The organism is Peribacillus phoenicis, from assembly GCF_047238085.1.
Classification (GTDB): Bacteria; Bacillota; Bacilli; order Bacillales; family DSM-1321; genus Peribacillus.
The window spans coordinates 3,612,230-3,636,725 of sequence record NZ_JBDFMF010000001.1 but is presented as its reverse complement, the minus strand read 5'-3'; the positions used below and the strand labels follow the sequence as shown (position 1 = coordinate 3,636,725).

20 protein-coding genes are annotated in these 24,496 nt (G+C 42.2%); 19 read left to right on the top strand and 1 reads right to left on the bottom strand.

What is annotated here, in order from left to right; all coding sequences use genetic code 11:
• Positions 1 to 82: 82 nt before the first annotated feature.
• Complete coding sequence (gene ytvI / locus ABC374_RS17830) at positions 83 to 1,207, bottom strand: sporulation integral membrane protein YtvI (protein WP_137018179.1); 1,125 nt, start codon at positions 1,205 to 1,207, stop codon at positions 83 to 85.
• 192 nt (positions 1,208 to 1,399) lie between these two features.
• Between ytvI and ABC374_RS17825 the strand changes: the two genes are divergently transcribed.
• From ABC374_RS17825 to thrS, 19 genes are all read left to right on the top strand, one after another.
• Positions 1,400 to 1,861, top strand: coding sequence for a DUF441 domain-containing protein (locus ABC374_RS17825; protein WP_350299685.1), 462 nt, complete (start codon positions 1,400 to 1,402; stop codon positions 1,859 to 1,861).
• A gap of 539 nt (positions 1,862 to 2,400) precedes the next feature.
• Positions 2,401 to 3,516, top strand: a complete 1,116-nt coding sequence (citZ, locus tag ABC374_RS17820) for a citrate synthase (RefSeq protein ID WP_048681140.1) — start codon at positions 2,401 to 2,403, stop codon at positions 3,514 to 3,516.
• A gap of 95 nt (positions 3,517 to 3,611) precedes the next feature.
• A complete protein-coding gene (gene icd / locus ABC374_RS17815) occupies positions 3,612 to 4,928 on the top strand; it encodes an NADP-dependent isocitrate dehydrogenase (RefSeq protein WP_342605834.1) in 1,317 nt (438 codons plus the stop codon).
• Positions 4,929 to 5,050: 122 nt separating this feature from the next.
• Positions 5,051 to 5,986, top strand: a complete 936-nt coding sequence (gene mdh, locus ABC374_RS17810) for a malate dehydrogenase (protein ID WP_413019228.1) — start codon at positions 5,051 to 5,053, stop codon at positions 5,984 to 5,986.
• Positions 5,987 to 6,227: 241 nt separating this feature from the next.
• Positions 6,228 to 6,947, top strand: coding sequence for a response regulator transcription factor (locus ABC374_RS17805; protein WP_101222903.1), 720 nt, complete (start codon positions 6,228 to 6,230; stop codon positions 6,945 to 6,947).
• A complete protein-coding gene (gene pnpS / locus ABC374_RS17800) occupies positions 6,944 to 8,722 on the top strand; it encodes a two-component system histidine kinase PnpS (protein ID WP_350299683.1) in 1,779 nt (592 codons plus the stop codon). The genes ABC374_RS17805 and pnpS overlap by 4 nt, the downstream gene beginning before the upstream one ends.
• 444 nt (positions 8,723 to 9,166) lie before the next feature.
• Positions 9,167 to 10,201 (top strand): FtsH protease activity modulator HflK, encoded by a 1,035-nt coding sequence (gene hflK / locus ABC374_RS17795; protein ID WP_413020388.1) that lies wholly within the window; start codon positions 9,167 to 9,169, stop codon positions 10,199 to 10,201.
• Complete coding sequence (gene hflC / locus ABC374_RS17790) at positions 10,198 to 11,130, top strand: protease modulator HflC (protein ID WP_350299682.1); 933 nt, start codon at positions 10,198 to 10,200, stop codon at positions 11,128 to 11,130. Before hflK ends, hflC begins: the two co-directional genes overlap by 4 nt.
• Positions 11,131 to 11,257: 127 nt before the next feature.
• Positions 11,258 to 13,882: a DNA polymerase I gene (gene polA, locus ABC374_RS17785; protein WP_413019225.1), complete on the top strand. Its 2,625-nt coding sequence runs from the start codon at positions 11,258 to 11,260 to the stop codon at positions 13,880 to 13,882.
• 19 nt (positions 13,883 to 13,901) lie between these two features.
• Positions 13,902 to 14,732, top strand: coding sequence for a DNA-formamidopyrimidine glycosylase (gene mutM / locus ABC374_RS17780; protein WP_350299680.1), 831 nt, complete (start codon positions 13,902 to 13,904; stop codon positions 14,730 to 14,732).
• A gap of 79 nt (positions 14,733 to 14,811) precedes the next feature.
• Positions 14,812 to 15,444 (top strand): sporulation membrane protein YtaF, encoded by a 633-nt coding sequence (gene ytaF, locus ABC374_RS17775; RefSeq protein ID WP_034309090.1) that lies wholly within the window; start codon positions 14,812 to 14,814, stop codon positions 15,442 to 15,444.
• 21 nt (positions 15,445 to 15,465) lie between these two features.
• Positions 15,466 to 16,065, top strand: coding sequence for a dephospho-CoA kinase (gene coaE, locus ABC374_RS17770; RefSeq protein ID WP_350299679.1), 600 nt, complete (start codon positions 15,466 to 15,468; stop codon positions 16,063 to 16,065).
• Positions 16,066 to 16,224: 159 nt separating this feature from the next.
• Positions 16,225 to 17,262: a glyceraldehyde-3-phosphate dehydrogenase gene (locus tag ABC374_RS17765; protein ID WP_350299678.1), complete on the top strand. Its 1,038-nt coding sequence runs from the start codon at positions 16,225 to 16,227 to the stop codon at positions 17,260 to 17,262.
• 347 nt (positions 17,263 to 17,609) lie between these two features.
• On the top strand, positions 17,610 to 17,990 hold the full coding sequence (speD, locus tag ABC374_RS17760) for an adenosylmethionine decarboxylase (RefSeq protein WP_034311443.1): 381 nt from the start codon (positions 17,610 to 17,612) through the stop codon (positions 17,988 to 17,990).
• A 269-nt stretch (positions 17,991 to 18,259) separates the two neighbouring features.
• Positions 18,260 to 18,721, top strand: a complete 462-nt coding sequence (gene nrdR, locus ABC374_RS17755; RefSeq protein ID WP_034309080.1) for a transcriptional regulator NrdR — start codon at positions 18,260 to 18,262, stop codon at positions 18,719 to 18,721.
• Positions 18,722 to 18,779: 58 nt separating this feature from the next.
• The gene (locus ABC374_RS17750; protein WP_350299677.1) at positions 18,780 to 20,198 is read left to right on the top strand and encodes a replication initiation and membrane attachment family protein; all 1,419 of its coding nucleotides are present in this window, start codon (positions 18,780 to 18,782) and stop codon (positions 20,196 to 20,198) included.
• Positions 20,185 to 21,123: a primosomal protein DnaI gene (gene dnaI, locus ABC374_RS17745; RefSeq protein ID WP_241594395.1), complete on the top strand. Its 939-nt coding sequence runs from the start codon at positions 20,185 to 20,187 to the stop codon at positions 21,121 to 21,123. Before ABC374_RS17750 ends, dnaI begins: the two co-directional genes overlap by 14 nt.
• 121 nt (positions 21,124 to 21,244) lie before the next feature.
• Positions 21,245 to 22,090: a sporulation protein YtxC gene (gene ytxC, locus ABC374_RS17740; protein ID WP_413019221.1), complete on the top strand. Its 846-nt coding sequence runs from the start codon at positions 21,245 to 21,247 to the stop codon at positions 22,088 to 22,090.
• 404 nt (positions 22,091 to 22,494) lie between these two features.
• Positions 22,495 to 24,426, top strand: a complete 1,932-nt coding sequence (gene thrS / locus ABC374_RS17735) for a threonine--tRNA ligase (RefSeq protein ID WP_214748463.1) — start codon at positions 22,495 to 22,497, stop codon at positions 24,424 to 24,426.
• The last annotated feature ends 70 nt before the right edge of the window (positions 24,427 to 24,496 follow it).

Genomic DNA, 24,496 nt, shown 5'->3' with positions numbered 1-24,496 from the left:
GCTTAAAACCAAAGATCCGCCTTGTACCCAAGGCGGATTTTAAAATGGAAATCGGTGAATGCTAAGGATATTCTTGATCAACTTAAGTGGTTTTCTTTGTATCCCCGATGATGAAAGTCCATATGGCCTTGAAGACATTTGCACGCTGAAGTGTATTGAATATGACAAGCACTACAGGTCCTGCAATCAGACCTAGGAAACCGATCAATTTGAAGCCGATGAATAAGGCGATGAGAGTGGCAAGCGGATCCAAACCAATACTGGAAGAAAGTACTTTTGGTTCTATTAGCTGACGTTGGACAACGACGATTATGTAAAGGACGGACAAACCGATTGCGAGACTTGTATTGCCGGCGATGAATTCAAAGATGATCCATGGAATGAAAATCGTACCTGTCCCTAAATAGGGGATGATATCGACCAGCCCGCATATCAGGGCAATGGTAATTGAATAATTCACCCCTAAAATGAGAAATCCGATTAAAATCGTGACAGTCGTCAATGAAACAAGAGTGAATTGTGCCCGGATAAATCCGAACAAAGCCCTTTTTAAATCCTTGAATAAACGCTTTGCACCCGCAAAAATCTTATCAGGCAACACTTTTCCGGTCATTCGGCCAAAGGTATCCCAATCTTTGCTGATGAAGAAAGTGCCCAGCAGTGTAAAAAGGAGTGCTGTTGCTGTAGTTGGAAACCATCCGATGATTGTGGGGATGTTCTTCAAGAAAGCTTGAATGAAGCCGCTTACTCCGGTAGTGATGGACTCACCGATATTTTGGATATTCTTGAGGACTGTATCTTGCTGTTCGATATCCAAATTATTGAACATGGCAGCTATTTGATTATATAAAGGGATGACGGTGGTCGCGATGTATGTTTCTATATAATCCACGATGGTTTCAATGTGTTTCGGGATGACTCCGGCAAGGTAATTGGTTCCTGAAATGATCTCGGCAACCAGTAAGGTGATAAGACCTGCAAATAAAAGGAAAATGAGTAACAGGGAAACGAATACAGCCAACCCTCGGGGCAGCCTCCCTTTCCTTTCGAAAAAAGTGACCAGGGGATTCATCAAGAAAGCGATTATCATGGCAATGATGAATGGATATGTATATTTAGATAAATAAAACACGGCAATCCCGCCTAAAATTACCCCTCCAACGACCAGTAAAGAGCGAATGAAACGATACATATATACCGGATTCAAGTCTTATCCTCCTTCAATCATAAAGTTTGTATTATAATTGTAACGATGATGGAAAAGAAAGGAAAGATTCTTTCATCCTTCGGCTTAACTTTTTTCGCCGATGCATCGTTCCATAAATCAATTTTCTCCTAGGAAACAAGGGAGTTTGTTATGTTAAAATAACAAAAAAGAAAGGAAGAAGGTGAAGGGATAATGATCAACGGTCCTGTAGTATTTTTAATTCTGCTTGCTGCAATCGGTTGGTTTGGGAAAAATACCTCACTGATCATGGCTGCGGGTTTTCTTTTAATCATGAAACTGATTGGCCTTGATGCCAAAGTGTTTCCATACCTGGAAGCGAAAGGAATAAACCTGGGCGTTACGATCATCACGATTTCCGTACTCATACCAATAGCAAACGGGGCGATAGGTTTCAAGGAACTAGGAGATGCGATAAAATCTCCTTATGCCTGGATTGCGCTTGCATCTGGAATAGCCGTTGCGCTCATAGCAAAGAATGGGATTACGCTCCTGTCACATGATCCGCACATTACCACGGCTCTTGTTTTTGGGACGATTCTTGCGGTCGCATTATTCAAAGGTGTGGCTGTCGGTCCGTTAATCGGGGCGGGAATTGCTTATTTATGCATGCAGGTCTTCAATTTCTTTAAATGAAGCGAGTGGCTAAGGGTAGAAAAGTCAGTCAGTCCTGGGAATATAGATTTTCTATTTAATGTTTCGTTTATTCTGCTTTGGGGCGAATTTTCAAAAAAACCGTTATGAATCGCATTAAAATAAGCAAGAGAATATGTAGCTAATTTTTCTAATAAAATAATAATTTTTTCACATTTTAAGTGCTTTTCATTCCCAAAAAAGTGTTTATTGTTTATAATAATCATGTAACTGCTCTGATTTATTAAAATTGGGATTCCGAATATCATTGATATTTTTGAGGAATCTTAAAAAAAAGATGTAGTTATTGAGCAAGCGCTCACTAGGAATAGCTACAAGCATTATTTTTAGAATTTCGTATTAAAGATTATCGTACATTTTATATTGTTGGGGTCATATTCTGTGAACGCTTCCAATACAAGATGTATGTCTTCTGCTAAAAAATAGATGGTTGTTTATAAAAGCTAATTTCTTGGAAGCGCTACATTTATACGCTAATAGCAAGGGCATAGGGGAATATCTAGGAAAAGGAGAGATTTAGTATGACAGCAACAAAAGGTCTTGAAGGTGTGGTAGCAACAACTTCATCAGTAAGCTCCATTATCGATGACACATTAACGTATGTAGGTTATGACATCGATGATTTGGCTTCAAACGCAACATTCGAGGAAGTAATCTATCTTTTATGGCACGGAGCTCTTCCGAACAAAAGCCAACTAGAAGAATTAACTAAACAACTTGCTGAAAATGCTGAAATTCCAGCTGAAGTGGTAAATCACTTCAAAACATACCCAATTGATAAAGTACATCCAATGGGAGCTCTTCGCACTGCAGTATCTCTTCTTGGTCTTTATGATGAAGAAGCAGATGTAATGAGTGAAGAAGCTAACTATCGTAAAGCAATCCGCATCCAAGCAAAAATCCCTACATTGGTAACAACTTTCGCTCGCGTCCGTCAAGGGAAAGAAGCTGTTGCTCCACGTACAGATTTAAGCTTTGCTGCTAACTTCTTATATATGTTAAGCGGTAACGAACCAACGGCAATCGAAGAAGAAGCATTCAACAAAGCATTGGTTCTTCATGCTGACCATGAATTAAACGCTTCTACATTCACTGCACGCGTTTGTGTGGCAACATTAGCTGATATCTATTCTGGTGTAACTGCTGCCATCGGCGCTTTAAAAGGCCCACTTCACGGCGGAGCTAACGAACAAGTCATGAAAATGCTTACAGAAATAGGTTCAGTTGATAACGTTGAGCCATATATCAACGAAAAATTAGCCAATAAAGAAAAAATCATGGGCTTTGGCCACCGTGTATACCGTAAAGGTGATCCTCGTGCTAAACACCTTAAAGAAATGTCACAAAAACTGACTGAACTTACTGGACAACCGCAATATTATGATATGTCCATCAAAATTCATGAAATCGTAACCGGTCAAAAAAATCTTCCGCCGAACGTGGATTTCTATTCTGCTTCCGTATACCATAGTTTAGGTATCGAGCATGACCTATTTACACCAATCTTTGCTGTAAGCCGTGCTTCAGGCTGGATCGCTCATATCCTTGAGCAATATTCAAACAACCGCCTTATCCGCCCGCGTGCAGAGTATGTTGGACCAGGTATGCAAAAATATGTACCGATTGAAAACCGCTAATTAAAAGTTTTTTCGAAAAATCATTTTTTATTTCATCGAATTTGTAGTAAATTAATAGATGTGAGTAAAAAAGGTTAGTGGTTCTGCCTCATTTAATGGCAGGCCATCTAACCTTTGAATTTGAATCGGAGGTAAGAGACATGACACAAAGCCAAAAAATCACAGTTACTAACGGTGCTCTTAACGTACCAAACAACCCAATCGTTCCTTATATTGAGGGAGACGGAATCGGTCCTGATATCTGGGCTGCAGCATCCCGCGTTTTAGACGCAGCAGTTGAAAAAGCTTACAATGGCGAAAAGAAAATCGAATGGAAAGAAGTTTTAGCTGGACAAAAAGCATTTGACCAAACGGGCGAATGGCTTCCACAAGAAACTCTTGATGTCATTAACGAATACCTAATCGCTATTAAAGGACCTCTTACAACTCCAATCGGCGGCGGTATCCGCTCATTGAACGTTGCATTGCGTCAAGTATTGGACTTATTCGTATGTCTTCGTCCAGTACGTTACTTTGATGGTGTACCTTCACCTGTTAAACGTCCAGAAGACACTGACATGGTCATCTTCCGTGAAAACACTGAAGACATCTATGCTGGTATTGAATATGCAAAAGGTTCTGACGAAGCTAAGAAATTAATCGACTTCCTGCAAAATGAATTCGGCGTTACAAACATCCGTTTCCCTGAAACTTCAGGTATCGGTATCAAACCGATTTCAGAAGAAGGAACAAAACGTCTTGTTCGCTCTGCACTTAACTATGCGATCAAAGAAGGCCGTAAGTCATTAACGCTTGTTCATAAAGGTAACATCATGAAATTCACTGAAGGTGCATTCAAAACTTGGGGTTATGAAGTTGCAGAACAAGAATTCGCCGATAAAGTGTTCACATGGAACCAATATGACAAAATTAAAGATGCTGAAGGCACAGAAGCTGCTAACAAAGCTCAATCTGCTGCTGAAGCTGAAGGCAAAATCATCGTTAAGGATTCCATTGCTGATATCTTCTTACAACAAATCCTGACTCGTCCTAAAGAGTTTGATGTTGTTGCAACAATGAACTTGAACGGAGATTACATTTCTGATGCATTAGCTGCACAAGTTGGCGGAATCGGTATCGCTCCAGGAGCAAACATCAACTACGAAACTGGACATGCCATCTTCGAAGCAACTCACGGAACGGCTCCTAAATATGCTGGTCTTGATAAAGTTAACCCATCTTCAGTTCTTCTTTCAGGCGTTCTTTTACTTGAGCACCTTGGCTGGAACGAAGCTGCAAACAGCATCACAAAATCAGTGGAACAAACAATCGCTTCTAAAGTTGTTACATACGACTTTGCCCGCCTAATGGAAGGTGCAACAGAAGTTAAATGTTCTGAGTTCGCAGACGAGCTTATCAAAAACCTTAAATAATTCATTATATGCTTTCTGGAAAAGTGCCTGAACGGGCTGCTTTTCCAGGAGGCTTATATATATTTTCAAGAGAATGTTAAAAGTATTCCAAAAGTATTTATATATTTTAAGGAGGAAATAACATGTCTAAACGTAAAAAAATCACAGTGGTAGGTGCTGGATTCACTGGCGCTACAGCTGCATTCCTTGCAGCTCAAAAAGAACTTGGTGATATCGTTTTGGTTGATATTCCGCAAGCTGAAAACCCTACAAAAGGTAAAGCCCTTGATATGGCGGAAGCAGGACCTGTTCTAGGTTTCGATGCTAATATCATCGGTACATCCGACTATGCAGAAACTGCTGATTCCGACGTAGTGATCATCACTGCCGGAATTGCCCGTAAGCCCGGCATGAGCCGTGACGACTTAGTTCAAACTAACCAAAAAGTCATGAAATCAGTAACTAAAGAAGTAGTTAAATATTCCCCTAATACAACAATCATCGTTTTGACTAACCCTGTAGATGCAATGACTTACACTGTATACAAAGAATCTGGTTTCCCTAAAGAACGTGTTATCGGACAATCAGGTGTACTAGATACAGCTCGTTTCCGCACTTTCGTAGCTCAAGAATTAAACTTATCCGTTAAAGATGTAACTGGTTTCGTACTTGGCGGACATGGAGACGATATGGTCCCTCTAGTGCGTTACTCTTATGCAGGCGGAATTCCTTTGGAAACATTGATCCCTCAAGATCGTTTAGAAGCAATAGTAGCTCGTACCCGCACTGGCGGAGGAGAAATCGTAAACCTTCTTGGAAACGGAAGCGCATATTATGCACCAGCTGCATCTCTAGTGGAAATGGCTGAAGCTATCCTTAAAGATCAACGTCGCGTTCTTCCATCCATCGCTTATCTTGAAGGTGAATACGGCTTTGAAGGTATTTACCTTGGAGTGCCGACTGTACTTGGTGCAAACGGTATTGAACAAATCATCGAACTTAATTTAACTGAAGATGAAAAGGCTGCACTTTCAAAATCAGTCGAATCAGTTAAAGCTGTTATGCAAGTCCTTCAATAAGAGATCATGTACAGACTGCCCGGATATTGGAAGAAAAGGCCAAGGCCTTTTTCCGACTCCGGGCAGTTTTTTAATCCGCTTCAAAAGAACCCTGGAACTTATAATCTCCCTGCTGAAGATAGGAATTACTTTATTTCCGTTTTTTTTATGTGTAATTTTCATATAATATTCTTTATAATGGAATTGGATGAGTAGACCAAGGAATTGGTCTTTTGGGTAATACATAATTCAGGAGGATCTAATGTCAAAGAAAATTCTCGTAGTGGATGATGAGCAATCAATAGTTACCTTACTTCAGTACAATTTAGAACAATCAGGCTATACGGTTATCACAGCTTTGGATGGAGAACAAGGGCTGGAGGCTGCCGTGGATATACGCCCCGATTTAGTGGTATTGGATTTGATGCTGCCAAAAATGGACGGGCTTGAAGTATGCAAGCAGCTTCGCCAGCAAAAAATCAATATACCGATCTTGATGCTGACAGCTAAGGACGATGAATTTGACAAGGTGCTGGGACTGGAACTAGGGGCGGATGATTACTTAACCAAGCCATTTAGTCCCAGGGAGGTAGTGGCACGGATTAAAGCCATTTTAAGAAGATCCCAGTTGCAATCGAACGGAAGTGAGTCAAGTCAGGATCAGGAAGATGGTCTCTTGAAATTAGGGGAATTGAAAGTGTTCCCGGAACGATACGAAGCATTCTTTGATGAACAGCAATTAGAATTGACTCCAAAGGAATTTGAATTACTTTTATACTTGGCGAAGAATAAAGGAAGAGTGCTGACCAGGGATCAACTGCTCAGTGCGGTATGGAATTATGATTTCGCGGGAGACTCACGGATCGTCGATGTCCATATTAGCCATCTTCGTGAAAAAATAGAGAAAGATACAAAAAAACCTCTCTATATTAAAACGATAAGGGGCTTGGGGTATAAGCTTGAGGAGCCTAAAAAAGAATGACGACCTATCGTAAAAAGCTCTTATATACCCTCATCACATTGGTGATGGTCGTCCTGATGGCCGTGGGCTTTTTATTAGGACACTTGTTCAAAAGTTATTATATTAAAACGTTCAATGAGCGTATACAGAACGAAACATTTTTCATTTCTACATATATTCAGGAGCATGGGGGAATCGAGTCCTTTTTGGAAAAAGGGAAAACGGCAAAATTGACACCCCTTTTAGATTCGAATTTAACCATTCTCTCTACGAGTGGGGAAATATTATACGATTCGACATCATCCAATGAAATACTTAAAAGCCATGCCAATGTCCTTCGCAAAATAACTTTGGAAAAAGGGCTTAAGCATGGGGAAGGGTATGAAGTGGTCGAAGGGGAATCGGACCTCCATTATTATTGGAAGACGGTTGAAAAGGACGGCGAGATTGAAGGCTTTGTCGTCCATAGCAATGAAATAGAGGCCATCCATCAAGTGAATAAACAAATGTGGCAAATATTGATCATTTGTTTAGGGGTTGCCTTGATCATCATTCTCATGCTTGCGAGTAAAATCACTTCATATTATACCCGTCCGATCGAAGAGGCGACGATGGCAGCCATCGAACTGGCAAAAGGGAATTACGGAACCCGGACATTCGGGCGGCATTCCGATGAAACGGGAATGCTGACAACTTCCTTGAACATATTGGCGAGGAACCTTCAGGAAACAGAGGTAGCGAGGGAAATGAATCAGGATCGTTTGGAAGCACTTGTTGAAAATATCGGTAGCGGGGTCTTGCTGATAGACAGTAAAGGGTATACGACCTTAATCAACCGGGAATTCAAGAAAAGCTTCCATGTGAATGCCGCTACGTTTTTGTTTCAGGAATATTATTCGGTCATTAAAGATCAGGAAGTGATAGCCATCATCGAAGAGATCTTTCGAACGGAAAAAACGATAAAACGACAGGTGAAGATACCGCTTGCCATAGAACGAAAGCATTTTGAGATTTACGGGGCGCCCATTATCGGGAATCATGATGAATGGAAGGGGATCCTCCTCATTTTCCATGATATCACCGAATTGAAAAGGCTCGAGCAGATGCGGAAGGATTTCGTGGCTAATGTGTCCCATGAATTGAGGACTCCGATCACCTCCATTAAAGGCTTTTCTGAAACATTGTTAGATGGCGCCTTAAAAGACGAAAAGACCCTAAAGCACTTTTTATCGATTATCCTGAAAGAAAGTGACCGGCTGCAAGAACTCATTCAGGAGCTTCTGAATTTATCCAAAATGGAGCAACAGGAATTCGTTTTAAACGCAGGGGTCGTGGATATTACGAAAGTACTTGGCGAAATACAAGAGATGCTTATAGGCAAGCTGAAGGAAAAAGAAGTATCCCTTGAAATTAAAACATCACCGGAACCAGTATTCATTGAAGGGGAATCTGACAGGATCAAACAGGTTTTCATCAATTTGATTACGAACGCATTGACCTATACACCAAATGGCGGCAGGGTCACCGTTGATATCATTGAAAATGAACAGACCGTCGATATTACAGTTCAAGACAGCGGGATCGGCATCGAAGAAAAAGAACTGCCAAGGATCTTTGAACGGTTTTACCGGATCGATAAGGCGAGGAGCCGAGATTCAGGAGGAACGGGCATTGGACTGGCAATCGTCAAGCATATAATAGAAGTCCATAAAGGTAAAATCAACGTGGAAAGCACACCTGGAACCGGGACGACTTTTACAGTCACCTTAAATAAAAGCTTAAAAGGGAAAATGTAGCGGGTATCTTATTTACATGTCCTTTACAATTCCTTAAAACGGACTTCATAATGCAGGGGTACAATGGTTGTACAACCCCTCATCCAAGGAGTTAAACATTGACAGAGACATAGTCTCTGTTTGATTTTGTAGTAGTTCAATCTAAATTTTAAAGCAAAGATGATTGGAACAGGTGAGCGAAACTCCTGTAGGAATAGCCCGTCCAAGGAGAACCTACAGGTGCAAAGGACGGAACGCGAGTGCCCTACGTTGCAATCAACATTCAAATTGTACAAAACCCTAAAAAACTGTAGGCAGAGACATAGTCTCTGTCTTTTAATTTTGGCTATATTCCCCGGGAACCATTCCTCTATCCTATTTTCCTGGGAAAATATTTGATTTTTATGAAACTTTAGGCCCTTTCTTGCGTAAATAAGATATAACTGCAAAGAAGGGGTGATACATATCGTTAGCTTAAAAAGGATATATACAATCACAGGACTTGTCTTTCTTATTTTAATTTTAGGTGTAGTTGCGATATCGACCTGGTACACGGTTGATGAATCTGATCAAGCTGTCATAATGACGTTTGGTAAAGTGGAGGAGACGATAACGGAACCAGGACTTCACTTTAAACTGCCTTGGCCCATTCAATCGGTCGAGAAATTATCCAAAGAAACATTCAGTCTTAAATTTGGATATAAGGAAGAGGATGGAGAGGTGACGGATTACCCGAGTGAGACCAAAATGATTACGGGTGATGAAAATATTGTGCTGGCCGACCTAGTGGTTCAGTGGAAAATCACCGACCCTCCAAAATATCTATACAATGCAGAAAATCCAGAAAAAATATTATACGATACGACTTCAGCTGCATTACGGAGCATAATCGGCAGCACGAAAATCGATGATGCCCTTACATCTGGTAAAGCGCAAATCGAAGCGGATGTACGCGATTTATTGTCACAGCTAATGGAGAAATATGATGTCGGAATTTCCATATCTGCGGTTAAACTCCAGGACGTGGAGTTACCTAATGAAGAAGTGCGGAAAGCATTTACCAATGTAACGGATGCCCGGGAAACGGCGAATACGAAAATCAACGAAGCGGATAAATATGAAAATAAGCGTATGAATGAAGCGGAAGGGGAAAAAGATGCCCTCATTTCACAGGCTAATGGGGATAAAGCTGCCCGTACGGAAGCTGCCCGCGGGGATGTAGCGGTCTTTGAAAAATTACTCAGTGAGTATAAGGGCAATAAGGGGATTACGAAGGACCGCCTTATTATTGAGACCCTTGAGGAAGTATTGCCGAATGCAGAGATTTATATTATGAATGATGACGGAAACACAATGAAGTACTTGCCGCTTCGCTCACTTGAAAAGGAGGAAACGAAAAAAACTCCTGCCCCTGATGAAGCCGCTATACCTGAAGAAGAAACGAAAAAAGGGAATGCATCGGAAGAAAAAGCGACAGGGGAAGGGGGCTCTAAACAATGAGTGGAAAAATAATAGATTTCTCTGAACTCAAAAAAGGGAATTTTCATTGGAGGGGCTATGTGAGATTCGGCATTTTCCTGATTATTATCATCGCGCTACTGCTAATCATCTTCACCAATGTCTATATCGTCAAAGAGGGAGAATACAAGGTCGTCCGCCAATTCGGTGAGGTGGTAAGGATCGATAAGACCCCGGGTTTGAAGGCGAAGGTGCCATTCATTCAGAGTGTCGTGACCTTGCCGAAGTATCAAATGACTTCCGATGTTTCAGAAGCGGAAATCAATACGAAAGATAAAAAGCGGATGCTGATCGACAATTATGCCGTTTGGAGAATAGAAGATCCGAAGAAATTGATTACAAATGCAAGGACACTTGAGAATGCCGAAACGAAAATGGAAGAGTTCATCTATTCGGCAGTTCGTTCAGAGCTGGGCCAGCTGAATTATGATGAGATCATCAATGATGAGAAGTCATCCAGGGGCAGTTTAAACGACCGCATAACCGAAAAAGTCAACGATCTGCTGCAAAAGGACAGTTATGGCATCAGCTTGACGGATGTCCGGATAAAGCGGACTGACCTGCCCGCCGAAAACGAAGCATCCGTCTTCAAGAGGATGATTTCAGAGCGGGAATCGAAAGCGCAAGAATACCTATCAAAAGGTGATGCGAAGAAAAACCGTATCATTGCGGATACTGACCGGAAAGTGAAAGAATTGCTCTCTACTGCAGAGGCTGATGCAGAAGTGATCAGGGCTGAAGGAGAAGGGGAAGCAGCGAAAATCTATAATAAGTCGTTTTCCAAAGATCCCGAATTTTATAAACTATACCGGACTCTTGAATCCTACAAAAAAACGATCGGAGATCAAACGGTCATCGTTCTTCCTTCGGATTCCCCTTATGCCAGCTTGTTAATGGGAAATACTAAATAACCTTGATGCCGTCATTTTTCTTTCCGCTTCTACTCATGGTAGAATAGAGAAAGAAAATGAACGGCTTTTTGCGTTTTTATATAGAAGCTATAACTACATAAACCTGTATGACTGGAGGAAGACGGATTTGGATAAAAAGCTAGTACTAATAGATGGAAACAGCATTGCATACCGTGCGTTTTTTGCGCTTCCGCTCTTGAATAATGATAAGGGGGTCCATACGAATTCCGTGTACGGATTCACCATGATGCTCAACCGCATTCTTGAAGAAGAAAAGCCAACGCACATACTTGTGGCATTCGATGCGGGTAAAACGACATTCAGACATGCATCATTTAAAGAATATAAGGGAGGGCGCCAAAAAACGCCGCCAGAATTATCGGAGCAATTCCCTTTCATTCGCGAGCTGCTTGATTGTTTTCAAATAAAAAGGTATGAACTGGAGAACTACGAAGCCGATGATATTATCGGTACGCTTTCTTTACAAGCGGAAAAAGATGGTTTTGAAGTGAAGGTCATTTCCGGTGATAAAGATTTAACACAATTATCCTCCCCTAGTACAACGGTTTCCATCACGAAAAAGGGGATTACTGAAATTGAGGAATACACTCCAAAGCACATACATGAAAAATACGGTCTTTCCCCTTTGCAAATCATTGATTTAAAAGGGCTGATGGGAGATGCCTCCGATAATATTCCCGGTATTCCGGGTGTTGGTGAAAAGACTGCCCTTAAATTATTGCATCAATTTGAAACAGTTGAAAACCTTTTACAGTCGATTGATGAGGTAAGCGGACAGAAATTGAAAGAGAAAATAGAAGAACATAAAGACCTGGCCCTATTAAGCAAAGAGCTGGCTACAATAACGAGGGAAGCGCCGCTTGAAGTTTCCGTAAACGAAACCGAGTATACTGGCATGGATCAGGAGCGAGTCATCTCATTCTATAAAGAGCTTGGCTTTTCGACTTTGCTCGATAAATTGGATGTAACGGAAAGTACACCGCTTGAACAGGAGAAGATTGAGGTTCAATCGGCTGAAATGACAGAAGGAATGTTTGCCGATGAAAGTGCTTTGTATGTTGAAATTTTAGAAGATAATTATCATCGTGCCGATATAATAGGGATCGCCATCAGTAATGAACAAGGTCATTTTTACTTCCATGGAGATGATGCTCTGAGTTCCGGTGCCTTTAAATCCTGGGCAGAGGATGAAACAAAAAAGAAAACGGTTTTTGATGCGAAGCGTACGGTTGTGGCACTTCGCCATCGAGGAGTCGAAATAAAAGGCATCGATTTTGATGTATTTTTGGCATCCTATATCCTGGATCCGGCAGAGTCAGTGGACGAAGTGGCAGAAATCACGAAAACTCATGGTGCTATCCGCCTTGAAACGGATGACGTTTTTTATGGAAAAGGTGCAAAACGCAAAATACCTGAGGAAGCGGAATTGAGGGAGCATATCGCCAGAAAAGCGAAGGCGATTCTGTCCCTGAAAGAACCGATGATTGATAAGCTGCAAGAGTTCGAGCAATTTCACCTATTTACGGAACTGGAGCTGCCACTGTCGATCATCCTGGCCAATATGGAATGGCAGGGAATCAAGGTGGATATAGGTCGACTGAAAAACATGGGACAGGAAATAGCCATTCGCTTAAGAAACATCGAGGCGCGAATTTTTGATTTGGCTGGAGAGGCGTTCAATATCAATTCACCTAAACAGCTTGGGGCCATCCTGTTTGAAAAGTTGGAGCTTCCTGTCATGAAGAAAACCAAAACAGGTTATTCGACGTCAGCCGATGTGTTGGAAAAACTGGAGAGCAAGCATGATATCGTTAAGGAGATACTATTGTATCGCCAGCTTGGTAAGTTGCAATCCACTTATATTGAAGGGTTGCTTAAGGTGGTCAATGGTAAAACGGACAAGGTGCACACCCGGTTCAACCAAGCATTGACCCAGACCGGCCGTTTAAGCTCAACAGATCCCAATCTGCAAAATATCCCGATCAGACTGGAAGAAGGAAGGAAAATCAGGCAGGCCTTCATTCCTTCCGAAAAGGATTGGATCATTTTTGCTGCCGACTACTCCCAGATCGAGCTGCGCGTTCTGGCGCATATCGCCAATGACAGCGGATTGGTGGAAGCATTCCAGGCCGGGATGGACATCCATACAAAGACAGCCATGGATGTGTTCCATGTATCGGCAGAGGAAGTCACTTCGAACATGAGGCGCCATGCCAAAGCGGTCAACTTCGGAATCGTTTATGGTATAAGTGATTACGGACTATCGCAAAGTCTTGGCATTACGAGAAAAGAAGCTGGAGAGTTCATCGAGAAGTATTTAAGAAGCTTTCCTGGTGTTCAGGAATATATGGAAGAAAGCATACATGAGGCCCGTCAAAAAGGGTATAGCACGACTCTGATGCAAAGGAGGCGCTATATACCTGAGATAACAAGCAGGAATTTCAACATAAGGAGCTTTGCCGAACGGACAGCAATGAACACGCCGATTCAGGGCAGCGCCGCGGATATCATCAAGCTTGCCATGATAAACATGAATAAGCGCCTGAAAAGTGAAGGGCTTAAAACGAGAATGCTTCTTCAGGTGCATGATGAATTGATTTTTGAAACCCCTCCTGAGGAACTGGAAATCCTTAAAGTGATCGTTCCGGAGGAAATGGAAAATGCCATTGAATTGAACGTGCCCCTTAAAGTGGATTATGCTTTCGGGCCAACATGGTTTGATGCCAAATAATATAAGATAGGTGATTGCAATGCCAGAACTTCCAGAAGTGGAAACAGTCAGAAGAACGTTAGAGCAGCTCATACTCGGAAAAGAGATCAAGGAAGTGTCCGTCTTCTGGCCAAAGATCATTAAAGCACCTGAACCTGTCGAACAGTTTCAGGATGCTTTAAGGGGACAGACGATAAGGGGAATAGGCCGTCGGGGCAAGTTCCTCATTTTCACCTTGGATGATTATTCGATGGTTTCGCATTTAAGAATGGAGGGGAAATACGGCGTGCATCCAAAAGAAGAGCCGTATGATAAGCATACCCATGTGATCTTCACTTTCACTGATGGCAGTGAACTTCGGTACAGGGATGTCCGGAAATTCGGAACGATGCATCTATTTGCCAAAGGGGAAGAACTTGATCGGCTGCCCCTGTTGCATTTAGGGCCGGAACCGTTGTCTGAAGATTTTACTGTCGAGGGGCTAAGTAGGAAGCTGGCAAGAACCAACAGGAAAATCAAGCCCGTTCTCCTTGATCAAACGGTTGTCGTAGGGATTGGGAATATATATGTGGACGAGTCGTTATTCCGCTCCCGTATCCATCCGGAGAGAATCGCTTCTTCACTCTCATTGCAGGAAATCAAGACGTTGCATGCTGAAATCATTGCGACTTTAGGGGAAGCTGTGGAAAAAGGCGGAAGTACGATTCGTTCATACATTAATTCCCAAGGGCAAATCGGCATGTTTCAGTTGGAACTGAATGTTTATGGACGAAAAGGCGAGAACTGCAAAGCATGCGGCACGCCCCTTGAGAAACTGGTTGTTGCAGGACGGGGTACACATATTTGCCCGTTATGCCAGCCGCTTAAATAGGTAATGTTTTTAAAAACACATCGGATGGGCTCCTTCCATATACTAGGGTAGCAACGTGTAGGGAAGGAGTAATATTCCGATGTGGCTACAAATTATTTTTCTCGCTTTTGCAGTTAGTATTGACGGATTTGGCGTAGGTTTGACATTCGGTATGCGGAAGATGAAAATCCCCTTAAGGTCAATAGCGGTCATCTCATTTTGTTCTGCATTGAGTTTAGGTATAGCGATGGTCATCGGACAATTCATCAGTCAGCTCATATCTATCGGGGCGGCTGAAAAAACAGGCGGCATCATCCTCATTTTTCTTGGTGCCTGGATGGTATACCAGTATTTTAAGCCTGAAAAAGATTTGAAAGATGATAGATATCATGAAAAGATCATCTTTAATTTTGAAATTAAATCACTTGGGGTAGTCATTAATATTTTACAAAAACCATTGAATGCCGATTTTGATAAATCAGGTACGATTACAGGTGTTGAAGCGCTTGTTCTGGGGTTTGCACTTTCGCTGGATGCGTTCGGGGCCGGAGTAGGAGCGGCTATGATCGGGATTTCACCCATCATCCTCGCAGGGTGCATCGCTGTTATGAGTTCGATTTTCATTTGGAGCGGAATTCAAAGCGGGAAATTGCTTTCAAATAATAAAGTTGTCCAGCATTTGACCTTTCTTCCAGGTGTACTATTGATTATCATCGGTTTATTCAAGTTATGATAAGTTTAAAAGGGGGAGCTTATGGGACAAATCATCGGAATCACCGGAGGCATTGCCAGTGGGAAAAGCACCGTCAGCCTCTATTTACAGGAACTCGGATTCACGATTGTCGATGCTGATCTGGCTTCCCGTGCTGTCGTTGAGCCAGGTGAAGAAGCCTATCACCAAGTTGTGAAGGCATTTGGTGAAGATATCTTATTGACGGATGGGAATATAGATCGCGTAAAGCTCGGGTCGATTATATTTAATGATCAAGAAAAGAGATTGCTATTGAATGGCATCGTTCATCCTGCCGTCAGGAATTGGATGCGGCTGAAAACGGAAGCGGCACTATCATCAGGAGAAGAAACGGTGTTCATGGATATTCCGCTCCTATTCGAAAGCAAGCTGACATTCATGGTGGATAAGACGCTTTTGATCTATGTGGATGAGCAAGTTCAATTGCAGCGATTAATGAACAGGAATGGTCTTTCGGAGACGGAGGCACTTGCCAGGATCAATTCGCAAATGCCCTTGGCTGATAAAAAGGCTTTAGCGGATGCCGTCATCGATAATAATGGGGACATTAATGAAACGAAGCGGCAAGTGAAGTCCATACTTAGCGAATGGTATGTCATATAATCATGATAAAAAGAAGAAACCGCCCGGTTTCTTCTTTTTATGTTGAAAAAATAAGAACAATCCGCATTTTTATTAGCACAATTCCCCTGAATTATGTTATACTAATTACATGCGAAAGGTAATAAGTATAACACTAATATTTTCTGGAGGGTCCGAACAATGAATTCAAGAATAGCGATTAACGGATTTGGGAGAATTGGAAGAATGGTTTTCCGAAAAGCCATATTAGATGAGAGTTTGGACATTGTTGCCATTAATGCAAGCTATCCAGCTGAAACTTTAGCACACTTACTAAAATATGATACGATACATGGTAAATTCGACGGTATCATTATAGCTGAAGATGATTCACTAGTAGTGAATGGCCGCCGAGTAAAACTAATAAATAACCGCGATCCAAAGCTATTGCCTTGGAAAGAGATGAACATAGATATTGTAATTGAAGCCACTGGTAAATTCAATGATCGTTCTAAAGCGGCTCTTCATTTAGACGCAGGAGCAAAAAGAGTTATTTTATCAGCCCCGGGTAAAAATGAAGACGTTACCATTGTAATGGGAGTAAATCAGGAAGTGCTGGAAATTGACAAGCATTTCGTCATATCCAATGCATCTTGTACAACGAACTGCCTTGGACCGGTTGCAAAAGTGCTTGATGAAAAATTTGGCATAAACAACGGTTTAATGACAACGATACATTCTTATACAAATGATCAAAATAATATCGATAACCCGCACAAAGACTTGAGACGTGCCCGTGCCGCTGCGGAAAGCATGATTCCTACGACTACAGGAGCTGCAAAAGCCATCTCACTAGTTTTGCCGCAATTAAAAGGCAAGCTTCATGGAATGGCGATACGCGTACCGACACCTAACGTATCTTTAGTCGATCTTGTTGTGGATTTAAACTGTGATGTCACGATTGATGAAGTGAACCAAGCCTTCATCGATGCTTCAGAAAATGAACTCAAAGGAATCATGGAATTCACGATGGAACCTTTAGTTTCCAGTGATTTCAAAACGAATCCACACTCTGCAATCATCGATGGGTTGACGACGATGATGATCGGGGACAGGAAAGTGAAAGTCCTTGCATGGTATGATAATGAGTGGGGTTACTCCAACCGGGTAGTGGACCTAGTGAAATTGGTTGGATCAGAGTTGAAAAAAACTTCAGAAGTCGAATTATCAGTAAAATAAAAAGAAAAAGCCGAGCCTGCTAAAATTTTTTAGCGGGCTATTTTTAATACAGTGATCAATCAATTCCTTGTTGCTTTAAGGCGCTGAATAAACCAGAATACAGAATTTGCTCCAATCGCAATATCCCTATTACATATAAAGTTTATCTTTCCAAAAATTCAATTTGGAGTTGCAAAAAAAATTCAAACCATATATACTATGAATCGTGAACTTCTTCAATAGCGGTTTGCATGATGGCTACTTAAAGGGTTAGGACCTCTTTGGACTAACTTTCCCCCGTGGTAGTTATCAGAACTTATTTTTAAATCATGGTAAGGGGGAAGCTTAATATGGAAACAGCTTACACTATGGAAACTATGGGTAGACACGTCATTTCTGAACTTTGGGGTTGTGACTTTGAAAAACTGAACAATATCGATTTAATTGAAAAGATTTTTGTTGATGCTGCTTTGAAATCAGGTGCAGAGGTACGAGAAGTTGCCTTTCACAAATTTGCTCCACAAGGAGTCAGCGGGGTTGTCATCATTTCTGAATCACACTTAACGATTCACAGTTTTCCAGAACACGGCTATGCGAGCATTGATGTCTATACATGCGGTAACTTGGATCCGAATATTGCGGCAGATTATATTGCAGAAGCTTTGAATGCGCAAACACGTGAAAACATAGAATTACCACGTGGATTAGGTCCTGTACAAATGAAAAAAGCCAATATAAGTGCCCTATAAAAAACACGTATACACAGAGATGCCATGGGTGCATCTCTTTTTTAATGCAATCAATCGGCAGTCTGCTCCCCTTATAGGGGAGGATGCCCTTGCAGCATAAAGACTTTGACAACGGTGCTTCAACGGCAAACCAAAAAGTGCCTGCTGCCGGAAGTTACACTTTTTACTTGTACTGGCCGTTCCATTTAATATAAGATTAAGATAGAGAAGTAATTCCTTGGGGAACATTTAGATAGGGGAGTCCTACATAAAATACGGAGCTGATAATGATGAAATGCCCATCATGTCAATATAACGGAACAAGAGTGCTCGATTCCAGGCCAGTCGATGAAAGTAAATCGATTCGACGACGCCGTGAATGTGAGGCATGTGGTTTTCGATTCACGACATTTGAAAAGGTGGAGGAAACACCGCTTATTGTAGTGAAAAAGGGCGGGACGCGGGAAGAGTTCAGTCGTGATAAAATCCTGCGTGGCTTAATCAGGGCTTGCGAAAAACGTCCGGTTCCCTTGAAAGAACTAGAGCAAATTACCAGTTATGTAGAAAAAGAACTACGCAACCAGGGCATATCGGAAGTGAAAAGCGACAGTGTCGGCGAGATGGTGATGGACAAGCTGGCAGAAGTCGATGAGGTTGCCTATGTAAGGTTCGCATCCGTCTATCGACAATTTAAAGACATCAATGTCTTTATCGATGAATTGAAAGATTTGATAAATAAAGAAAGAAAGTAGAGCTGAAGATTCACTTTGGCTCTTTTTTCACTACATCTTTTGAAAGGTTTGAATGGAGATGTCAAAGCATTGGCAAGAATTGCTCCCAGCTGATTCATATTTGGTCTCATCTGCGGGGCTGCTTCATGACTATGATCGGAAAATACTAACCCGACTATATCAACCTCTTATTGGACCTATATGCATTAGCCTATATATGACGTTATGGAGTGAGTTGGAGGAGAACAGGTTATGGTCGGAAACCTCCTCACATTATCAATTAATGAATACCATCGGCCTTAAGTTAGCTGATATTTACGAAGCCCGGCTTTTACTTGAGGGAATCGGTTTGTTGAATGTATATAAGAAATCGAAAAATGAAACGAAGGAATTCATCTATGAGTTAAACCCGCCGCTTTCCCCCCAGCAGTTTTTCACGGATGGAATGCTGAATATTTACTTATACAAAAAAATCGGTAAAGCGCAATTCAACCGGTTAAAGAGATTCTTTTGTGATGACCATATCTTAACCGATCAATATGAAGGTGTGACTAAATCTTTTGCGGAAGTGTTCTCATCAGATCATTTGGATTCTTTATATGTAACGGATGAAGCGAAAAATGAATGGCAACCGATGCCTGAACAGCAATACATCGATCGGACTGAAGGCGTCGAGCCATCGGGGTTTGATGACTTATTTGATTTTGACCTTTTATTTGCCGGGATGAAATCCTCGATCGTACCGAAAAAGGCCTTTACTCCGAAAATAAAAAATACGATTGCCAAACTTGCTTTTTTATATGGCATCGATCCGCTTGAAATGCAAAAACTAGTAATGGATGCCGTTTCATTGGATGATGAGATCGATGAGGAAGTACTCAGAAAGGCGGCAAGGGACTGGTATCAGATTGAACGACAGGCCGATATGCCTTCCCTTGTCAATCGGGTGCAGCCGATTCGTGAACGGACACAAAAAGAGGAACCGAAAACACAGGAACAAGAGTTAATCCGTCATTTGGAGACGATTTCCCCAAGGGAGCGGCTGATGCAATTGTCTGGCGGTGCAGAGCCATCAAGCGGTGATTTGAAAGTCGTTGAGGGCGTGATGATCAATCAAAAGCTGAATCCGGGTGTCGTCAATGTCTTGATTGAATATGTCATGCTCAAAACGGATATGAAGTTCACGAAGGGCTATGTCGAAAAGCTGGCAGGCCATTGGGCACGACTGAAGGTCTCCACGGTGGTCGAGGCGATGGAGCTGGCTAAAAATGAACATAGGAAATATCAGGACTGGGCTCAAGGAAGCAGGAATGCTGCGAAGGGCAGCCGGAAAAAGGCGATACGGGAAGAAGTGGTTCCGGAGTGGCTTGAGAAAAAAGAAGAAGCACAGCAGGAGCAGAATGCAGATCAGCCTGAATTGGATGCCCAGAAACGCGAGCTTCTGGAGAAATGGAAGCAGTGGAAAGCAGGAGGTGAAATGAACGATGGAAAAGATTAATAGGTCCCTTAATAAATTGGCCAATACAAATCAATTTCAACAGCGTTATGAAAAGCTGAAACAGGAGATTTTTGAAAACGAACAAGTGCGGTTATTTATGAATGCCAACAGCTCGACGGTCACGAAGGAAATGATTGATAAAAACTTGGGGAAGCTTTATGAGTTCACTTCACAAAGCAATAAGTGTGATAAATGTCCGAGCTTGGATGGCTGCATCAATATGATGCAAGGGTATTATCCCAAATTGGTGGTTCAAGGGAAAGCCCTGAACCTGCATTATGAAGTCTGCCCGCGGAAATTGGCAGAGGATGAAAAGCGGAAACGGGAAAAGTTGATCCGCAGCCTGTATGTACCGAAGGATATTTTAAAGGCGAGCATTGAAGACTTTACCCAAACGGATAATGAAAACAAACGCTTGTCTGTCTTAAGTAAAGCGATGTCGTTCATTATGGAATATGAGCCAGGTAAAAGGCAAAAAGGCTTATATATATATGGGAAATTCGGTGTTGGGAAAACGTACTTATTAGGTGCGATCGCCAATGAACTTGCAAAAAGGCAAATTTCCTCCCTTATTGTCTATGTACCTGATTACTTGAGGGAACTTAAGGGATCGATAGGTGATAATACGGTCAATGAAAAAATTGAAATGGTGAAAACGGCACCTGTCCTCATGCTTGATGATATTGGAGCGGAGTCCATGACGAGCTGGGGACGCGATGAGGTTTTTGGTCCGATTTTGCAATTTAGGATGCTGGAAAACCTGCCGACGTTTTTCACTTCGAATTTTGACTTGAATGGCCTGGAGAACCATCTGACCTTTTCACAGCGTGGTGAGAAGGAAGAAGTGAAGGCGGCCAGGGTACTGGAAAGAATTCAATATTTAGCTGAGCCGGTCAAGCTTGATGGCGTGAATCGGAGAAGATGAAGAAAAGTGGTCTCTTAATGGAGGTCACTTTTTTCTTCTTACAAGGCCCATCCTACTTCTAAACACGTCCCCATCCCCATATACATGAAAAAAGAAGCAAGGGGGAAGGGGGGATGTCGTAGTGCAAATTTCTTTTCAAAACGATTCAGAGGCATTGAAATTACTGAATTTCGTTTCTGCCCATCCACTGGGGGCAGAATTTCAAGCATATATTCGATTTCTTCCGCAACAAGGCATGTATGTGGATATGACGGAGTCTTCAGGTGATGAATGGCTAATTCTGCTTCGTGATGCATTTCATTCTTTTTTATTGGAAGAAAAGACGCTTCCTGTTCTGGAGCAAATAATAGTCGGTAAATTTTTTTATAGGGAACGGGAAGAAATTGAAGCCATCATTGAAATTGCATCATCAATCATCGAGGTGGAAAGAGCCAGGAGTCAAGATGAAGCATTCAGTACGGAGAAACGATTGATTGAGGAAGGACTTCAAAGCATCTTGGCTGGAAAGGTATCTTTTTCATTCGATTCTTTTACGACCTTCCGTTTGAAATCATTTCAGCACACGTTGGAAAAGTATGTCGTCAAAGCGATTGATGAATACAAGCTGGAACAGGACTATCAAAATTTCATTGCTACGCTCCGTGATTGCCTTCATGGGCAGGAGTCGAAATTAAGAAAACTTCACCTGGTGAACCGGGATGGTTTTCATTTCTATGATCAGAAGTTCAGCAAGCTCGACCGTCCAAAAATCAATAGTATGATCGACAGGAGGCTTCTTGCCAAAAGTTCACTATTTCTCGATACGGTGATACTTGCCCCGCTTTTATCGATTGCTCCAGAAAACTTGTGTATCTATACCGATGACAAGGAAGAGGGGCTGATCCAGACCATTTCAAGGATTTTCGAAGAACGGGCCACTATCCTGCCACTTTCGTCATTTGCTATGCATTTGAATGATCTTTCGTGAAAAAAAGAAAATTAACCTTGATTTTCACCGTATAACAAATTATAATTTCCTACATACTATTAAAAAACTAAAAGTTATGATGAGGACAAGGGTATTCTAGTCGCCGATTATCAGAGAGGGGAGCCAACAGGCTGTAAGCTTCCTATTCGCATGGAACACTTACCACCTTTAAACTTCGGCTCGGAAAGCAGGCATTCTGCGAATATGAGCTGACGGGAAGCTGCCGTTACCAAGTTACAAGTGCCATTTTGCCGTGAAAAGCAAGCTGGAACGAGGGTGGAACCGCGGGTTAATGATATTTATTACTAAGCTCGTCCCTGTTTTATACAGGGACGGGCTTTTTTGTGTTGTAATGGAATCAAATACCTGTAATTTGTTCGAACAATAAGAAGGAGTGAAACTCAATGTCAGAATTACTGAAAATATCTTTTCCTGACGGAGCGGTTAAGGAGTTTGCTAAAGGCACAACAACTGAAGACATCGCTGCATCCATCAGCCCTGGTTTAAGGAAAAAATCCATTGCCGGAAAATTCAATGGTGAATTATATGATTTGAAACGCCCGATTGAACAAGATGGTTCAATCGAAATCGTCACACAGGACACAGCGGATGCTCTTGAAGTATTGCGTCACAGTACAGCGCACTTGATGGCACAAGCGATCAAACGTTTGTACAAAAACGCTAAATTCGGCGTAGGGCCAGTCATCGAGGGCGGCTTTTACTATGATATGGATATGGAGGAATCATTGACTCCCGAAGACCTTCCATTGATTGAAAAAGAAATGAAGAAAATCGTCAACGAGAACTTGGAAATTTCCCGCATCGAAGTAAGTCGTGATGAAGCGATTTCCCGTTTTAAAGAAATCGGCGACGAGTATAAATTGGAGTTGATCGATGCAATTCCTGCCGATCAGCAGGTAACACTTTATGAGCAAGGGGAATTCTTTGACCTTTGCCGTGGAATTCATGTTCCATCAACTGGGAAAATCAAAGAATTCAAGCTATTGAGCATCGCTGGAGCATACTGGAGAGGCGATAGCAAAAACAAAATGCTGCAACGCATTTACGGTACGGCTTTCTATAAAAAAGAAGATTTGGCCGAACACCTGCGTTTCCTTGAAGAAGCCAAGGAACGTGACCATCGTAAAATCGGTAAAGAATTGAACTTGTTCATGAGCTCACAGAAAGTGGGACAAGGGCTGCCGATGTGGTTGCCAAAAGGAGCGACCATCCGCCGGACAATCGAAAGGTATATCGTGGACAAGGAAGAACGTTTGGGTTATGACCATGTCTACACACCTGTGATGGGTAGCGTGGACCTTTATAAAACTTCTGGACACTGGGATCATTACCAGGATGGCATGTTCCCAGTCATGGAGATGGAAAACGAACAGCTTGTACTGCGTCCGATGAACTGCCCGCATCACATGATGGTCTATAAAAACAGCATCCACAGCTACCGGGAACTGCCAATCCGGATTGCCGAGCTAGGATTGATGCACCGCTATGAAATGTCAGGTGCCCTTTCCGGCCTTCAGCGTGTACGTGGGATGACATTGAATGATGCGCACATTTTCGTCCGCCCCGACCAAATCAAAGAAGAGTTCAAGCGCGTTGTGAACCTTGTTCTGGAAGTATATAAAGATTTCGATATCAAGGATTATTCATTCCGCCTGTCTTATCGCGATCCGCAGGATACAGAAAAATACTTCGATGATGATGACATGTGGGAAAAAGCGCAAAGCATGTTAAAAGGCGCCATGGATGAACTTGGTCTGGATTACTTTGAAGCGGAAGGTGAAGCGGCATTCTACGGTCCTAAGCTCGATGTTCAGGTACGTACTGCTTTAGGAAAAGATGAAACGCTTTCCACTGTTCAGCTTGATTTCTTGCTTCCTGAACGTTTTGATCTTAATTACGTCGGTGAGGACGGCAAGCAGCACCGTCCGGTTGTTATCCACCGCGGCGTCGTTTCCACAATGGAACGTTTTGTCGCTTACTTGATCGAAGAATACAAGGGGGCATTCCCGACTTGGCTTGCACCTATCCAAGCACAAGTGATTCCGGTCTCACCTGAAGTGCACTTGGATTATGCGAAAGAAGTACAGGAAAAACTTAAAGCGCAAGGCATTCGTGTCGACCTGGATACACGTGACGAGAAAATCGGTTACAAAATCCGTGAAGCGCAAATGCAAAAAATCCCGTACATGCTGGTCGTTGGAGACAATGAAGCCAAAGAAGGCAGCGTGAATGTACGTAAATACGGTGAACAAAAATCCGAAACGATTGCTTTTGAAGATTTCGTTTCAGCGATTAAGGCGGAAGTGAGCCGTTAACAGCAAAAAGAGGGGCACATATAGTTGTGTCCCTCTTTTTAATTATGGCATGATAAAATGAAACCATCAT

What these genes read in the sequence shown, in the direction of transcription:
- ABC374_RS17825 (WP_350299685.1), top strand. Translation starts at nt 1,400, where the DNA reads ATGATCAACGGTCCTGTAGTATTTTTAATTCTGCTTGCTGCAATCGGT.
- citZ (WP_048681140.1), top strand. Translation starts at nt 2,401, where the DNA reads ATGACAGCAACAAAAGGTCTTGAAGGTGTGGTAGCAACAACTTCATCA.
- icd (WP_342605834.1), top strand. Translation starts at nt 3,612, where the DNA reads ATGGCAGGCCATCTAACCTTTGAATTTGAATCGGAGGTAAGAGACATG.
- mdh (WP_413019228.1), top strand. Translation starts at nt 5,051, where the DNA reads ATGTCTAAACGTAAAAAAATCACAGTGGTAGGTGCTGGATTCACTGGC.
- ABC374_RS17805 (WP_101222903.1), top strand. Translation starts at nt 6,228, where the DNA reads ATGTCAAAGAAAATTCTCGTAGTGGATGATGAGCAATCAATAGTTACC.
- pnpS (WP_350299683.1), top strand. Translation starts at nt 6,944, where the DNA reads ATGACGACCTATCGTAAAAAGCTCTTATATACCCTCATCACATTGGTG.
- hflC (WP_350299682.1), top strand. Translation starts at nt 10,198, where the DNA reads ATGAGTGGAAAAATAATAGATTTCTCTGAACTCAAAAAAGGGAATTTT.
- mutM (WP_350299680.1), top strand. Translation starts at nt 13,902, where the DNA reads ATGCCAGAACTTCCAGAAGTGGAAACAGTCAGAAGAACGTTAGAGCAG.
- ytaF (WP_034309090.1), top strand. Translation starts at nt 14,812, where the DNA reads ATGTGGCTACAAATTATTTTTCTCGCTTTTGCAGTTAGTATTGACGGA.
- coaE (WP_350299679.1), top strand. Translation starts at nt 15,466, where the DNA reads ATGGGACAAATCATCGGAATCACCGGAGGCATTGCCAGTGGGAAAAGC.
- ABC374_RS17765 (WP_350299678.1), top strand. Translation starts at nt 16,225, where the DNA reads ATGAATTCAAGAATAGCGATTAACGGATTTGGGAGAATTGGAAGAATG.
- speD (WP_034311443.1), top strand. Translation starts at nt 17,610, where the DNA reads ATGGAAACTATGGGTAGACACGTCATTTCTGAACTTTGGGGTTGTGAC.
- nrdR (WP_034309080.1), top strand. Translation starts at nt 18,260, where the DNA reads ATGAAATGCCCATCATGTCAATATAACGGAACAAGAGTGCTCGATTCC.
- ABC374_RS17750 (WP_350299677.1), top strand. Translation starts at nt 18,780, where the DNA reads ATGTCAAAGCATTGGCAAGAATTGCTCCCAGCTGATTCATATTTGGTC.
- dnaI (WP_241594395.1), top strand. Translation starts at nt 20,185, where the DNA reads ATGGAAAAGATTAATAGGTCCCTTAATAAATTGGCCAATACAAATCAA.
- thrS (WP_214748463.1), top strand. Translation starts at nt 22,495, where the DNA reads ATGTCAGAATTACTGAAAATATCTTTTCCTGACGGAGCGGTTAAGGAG.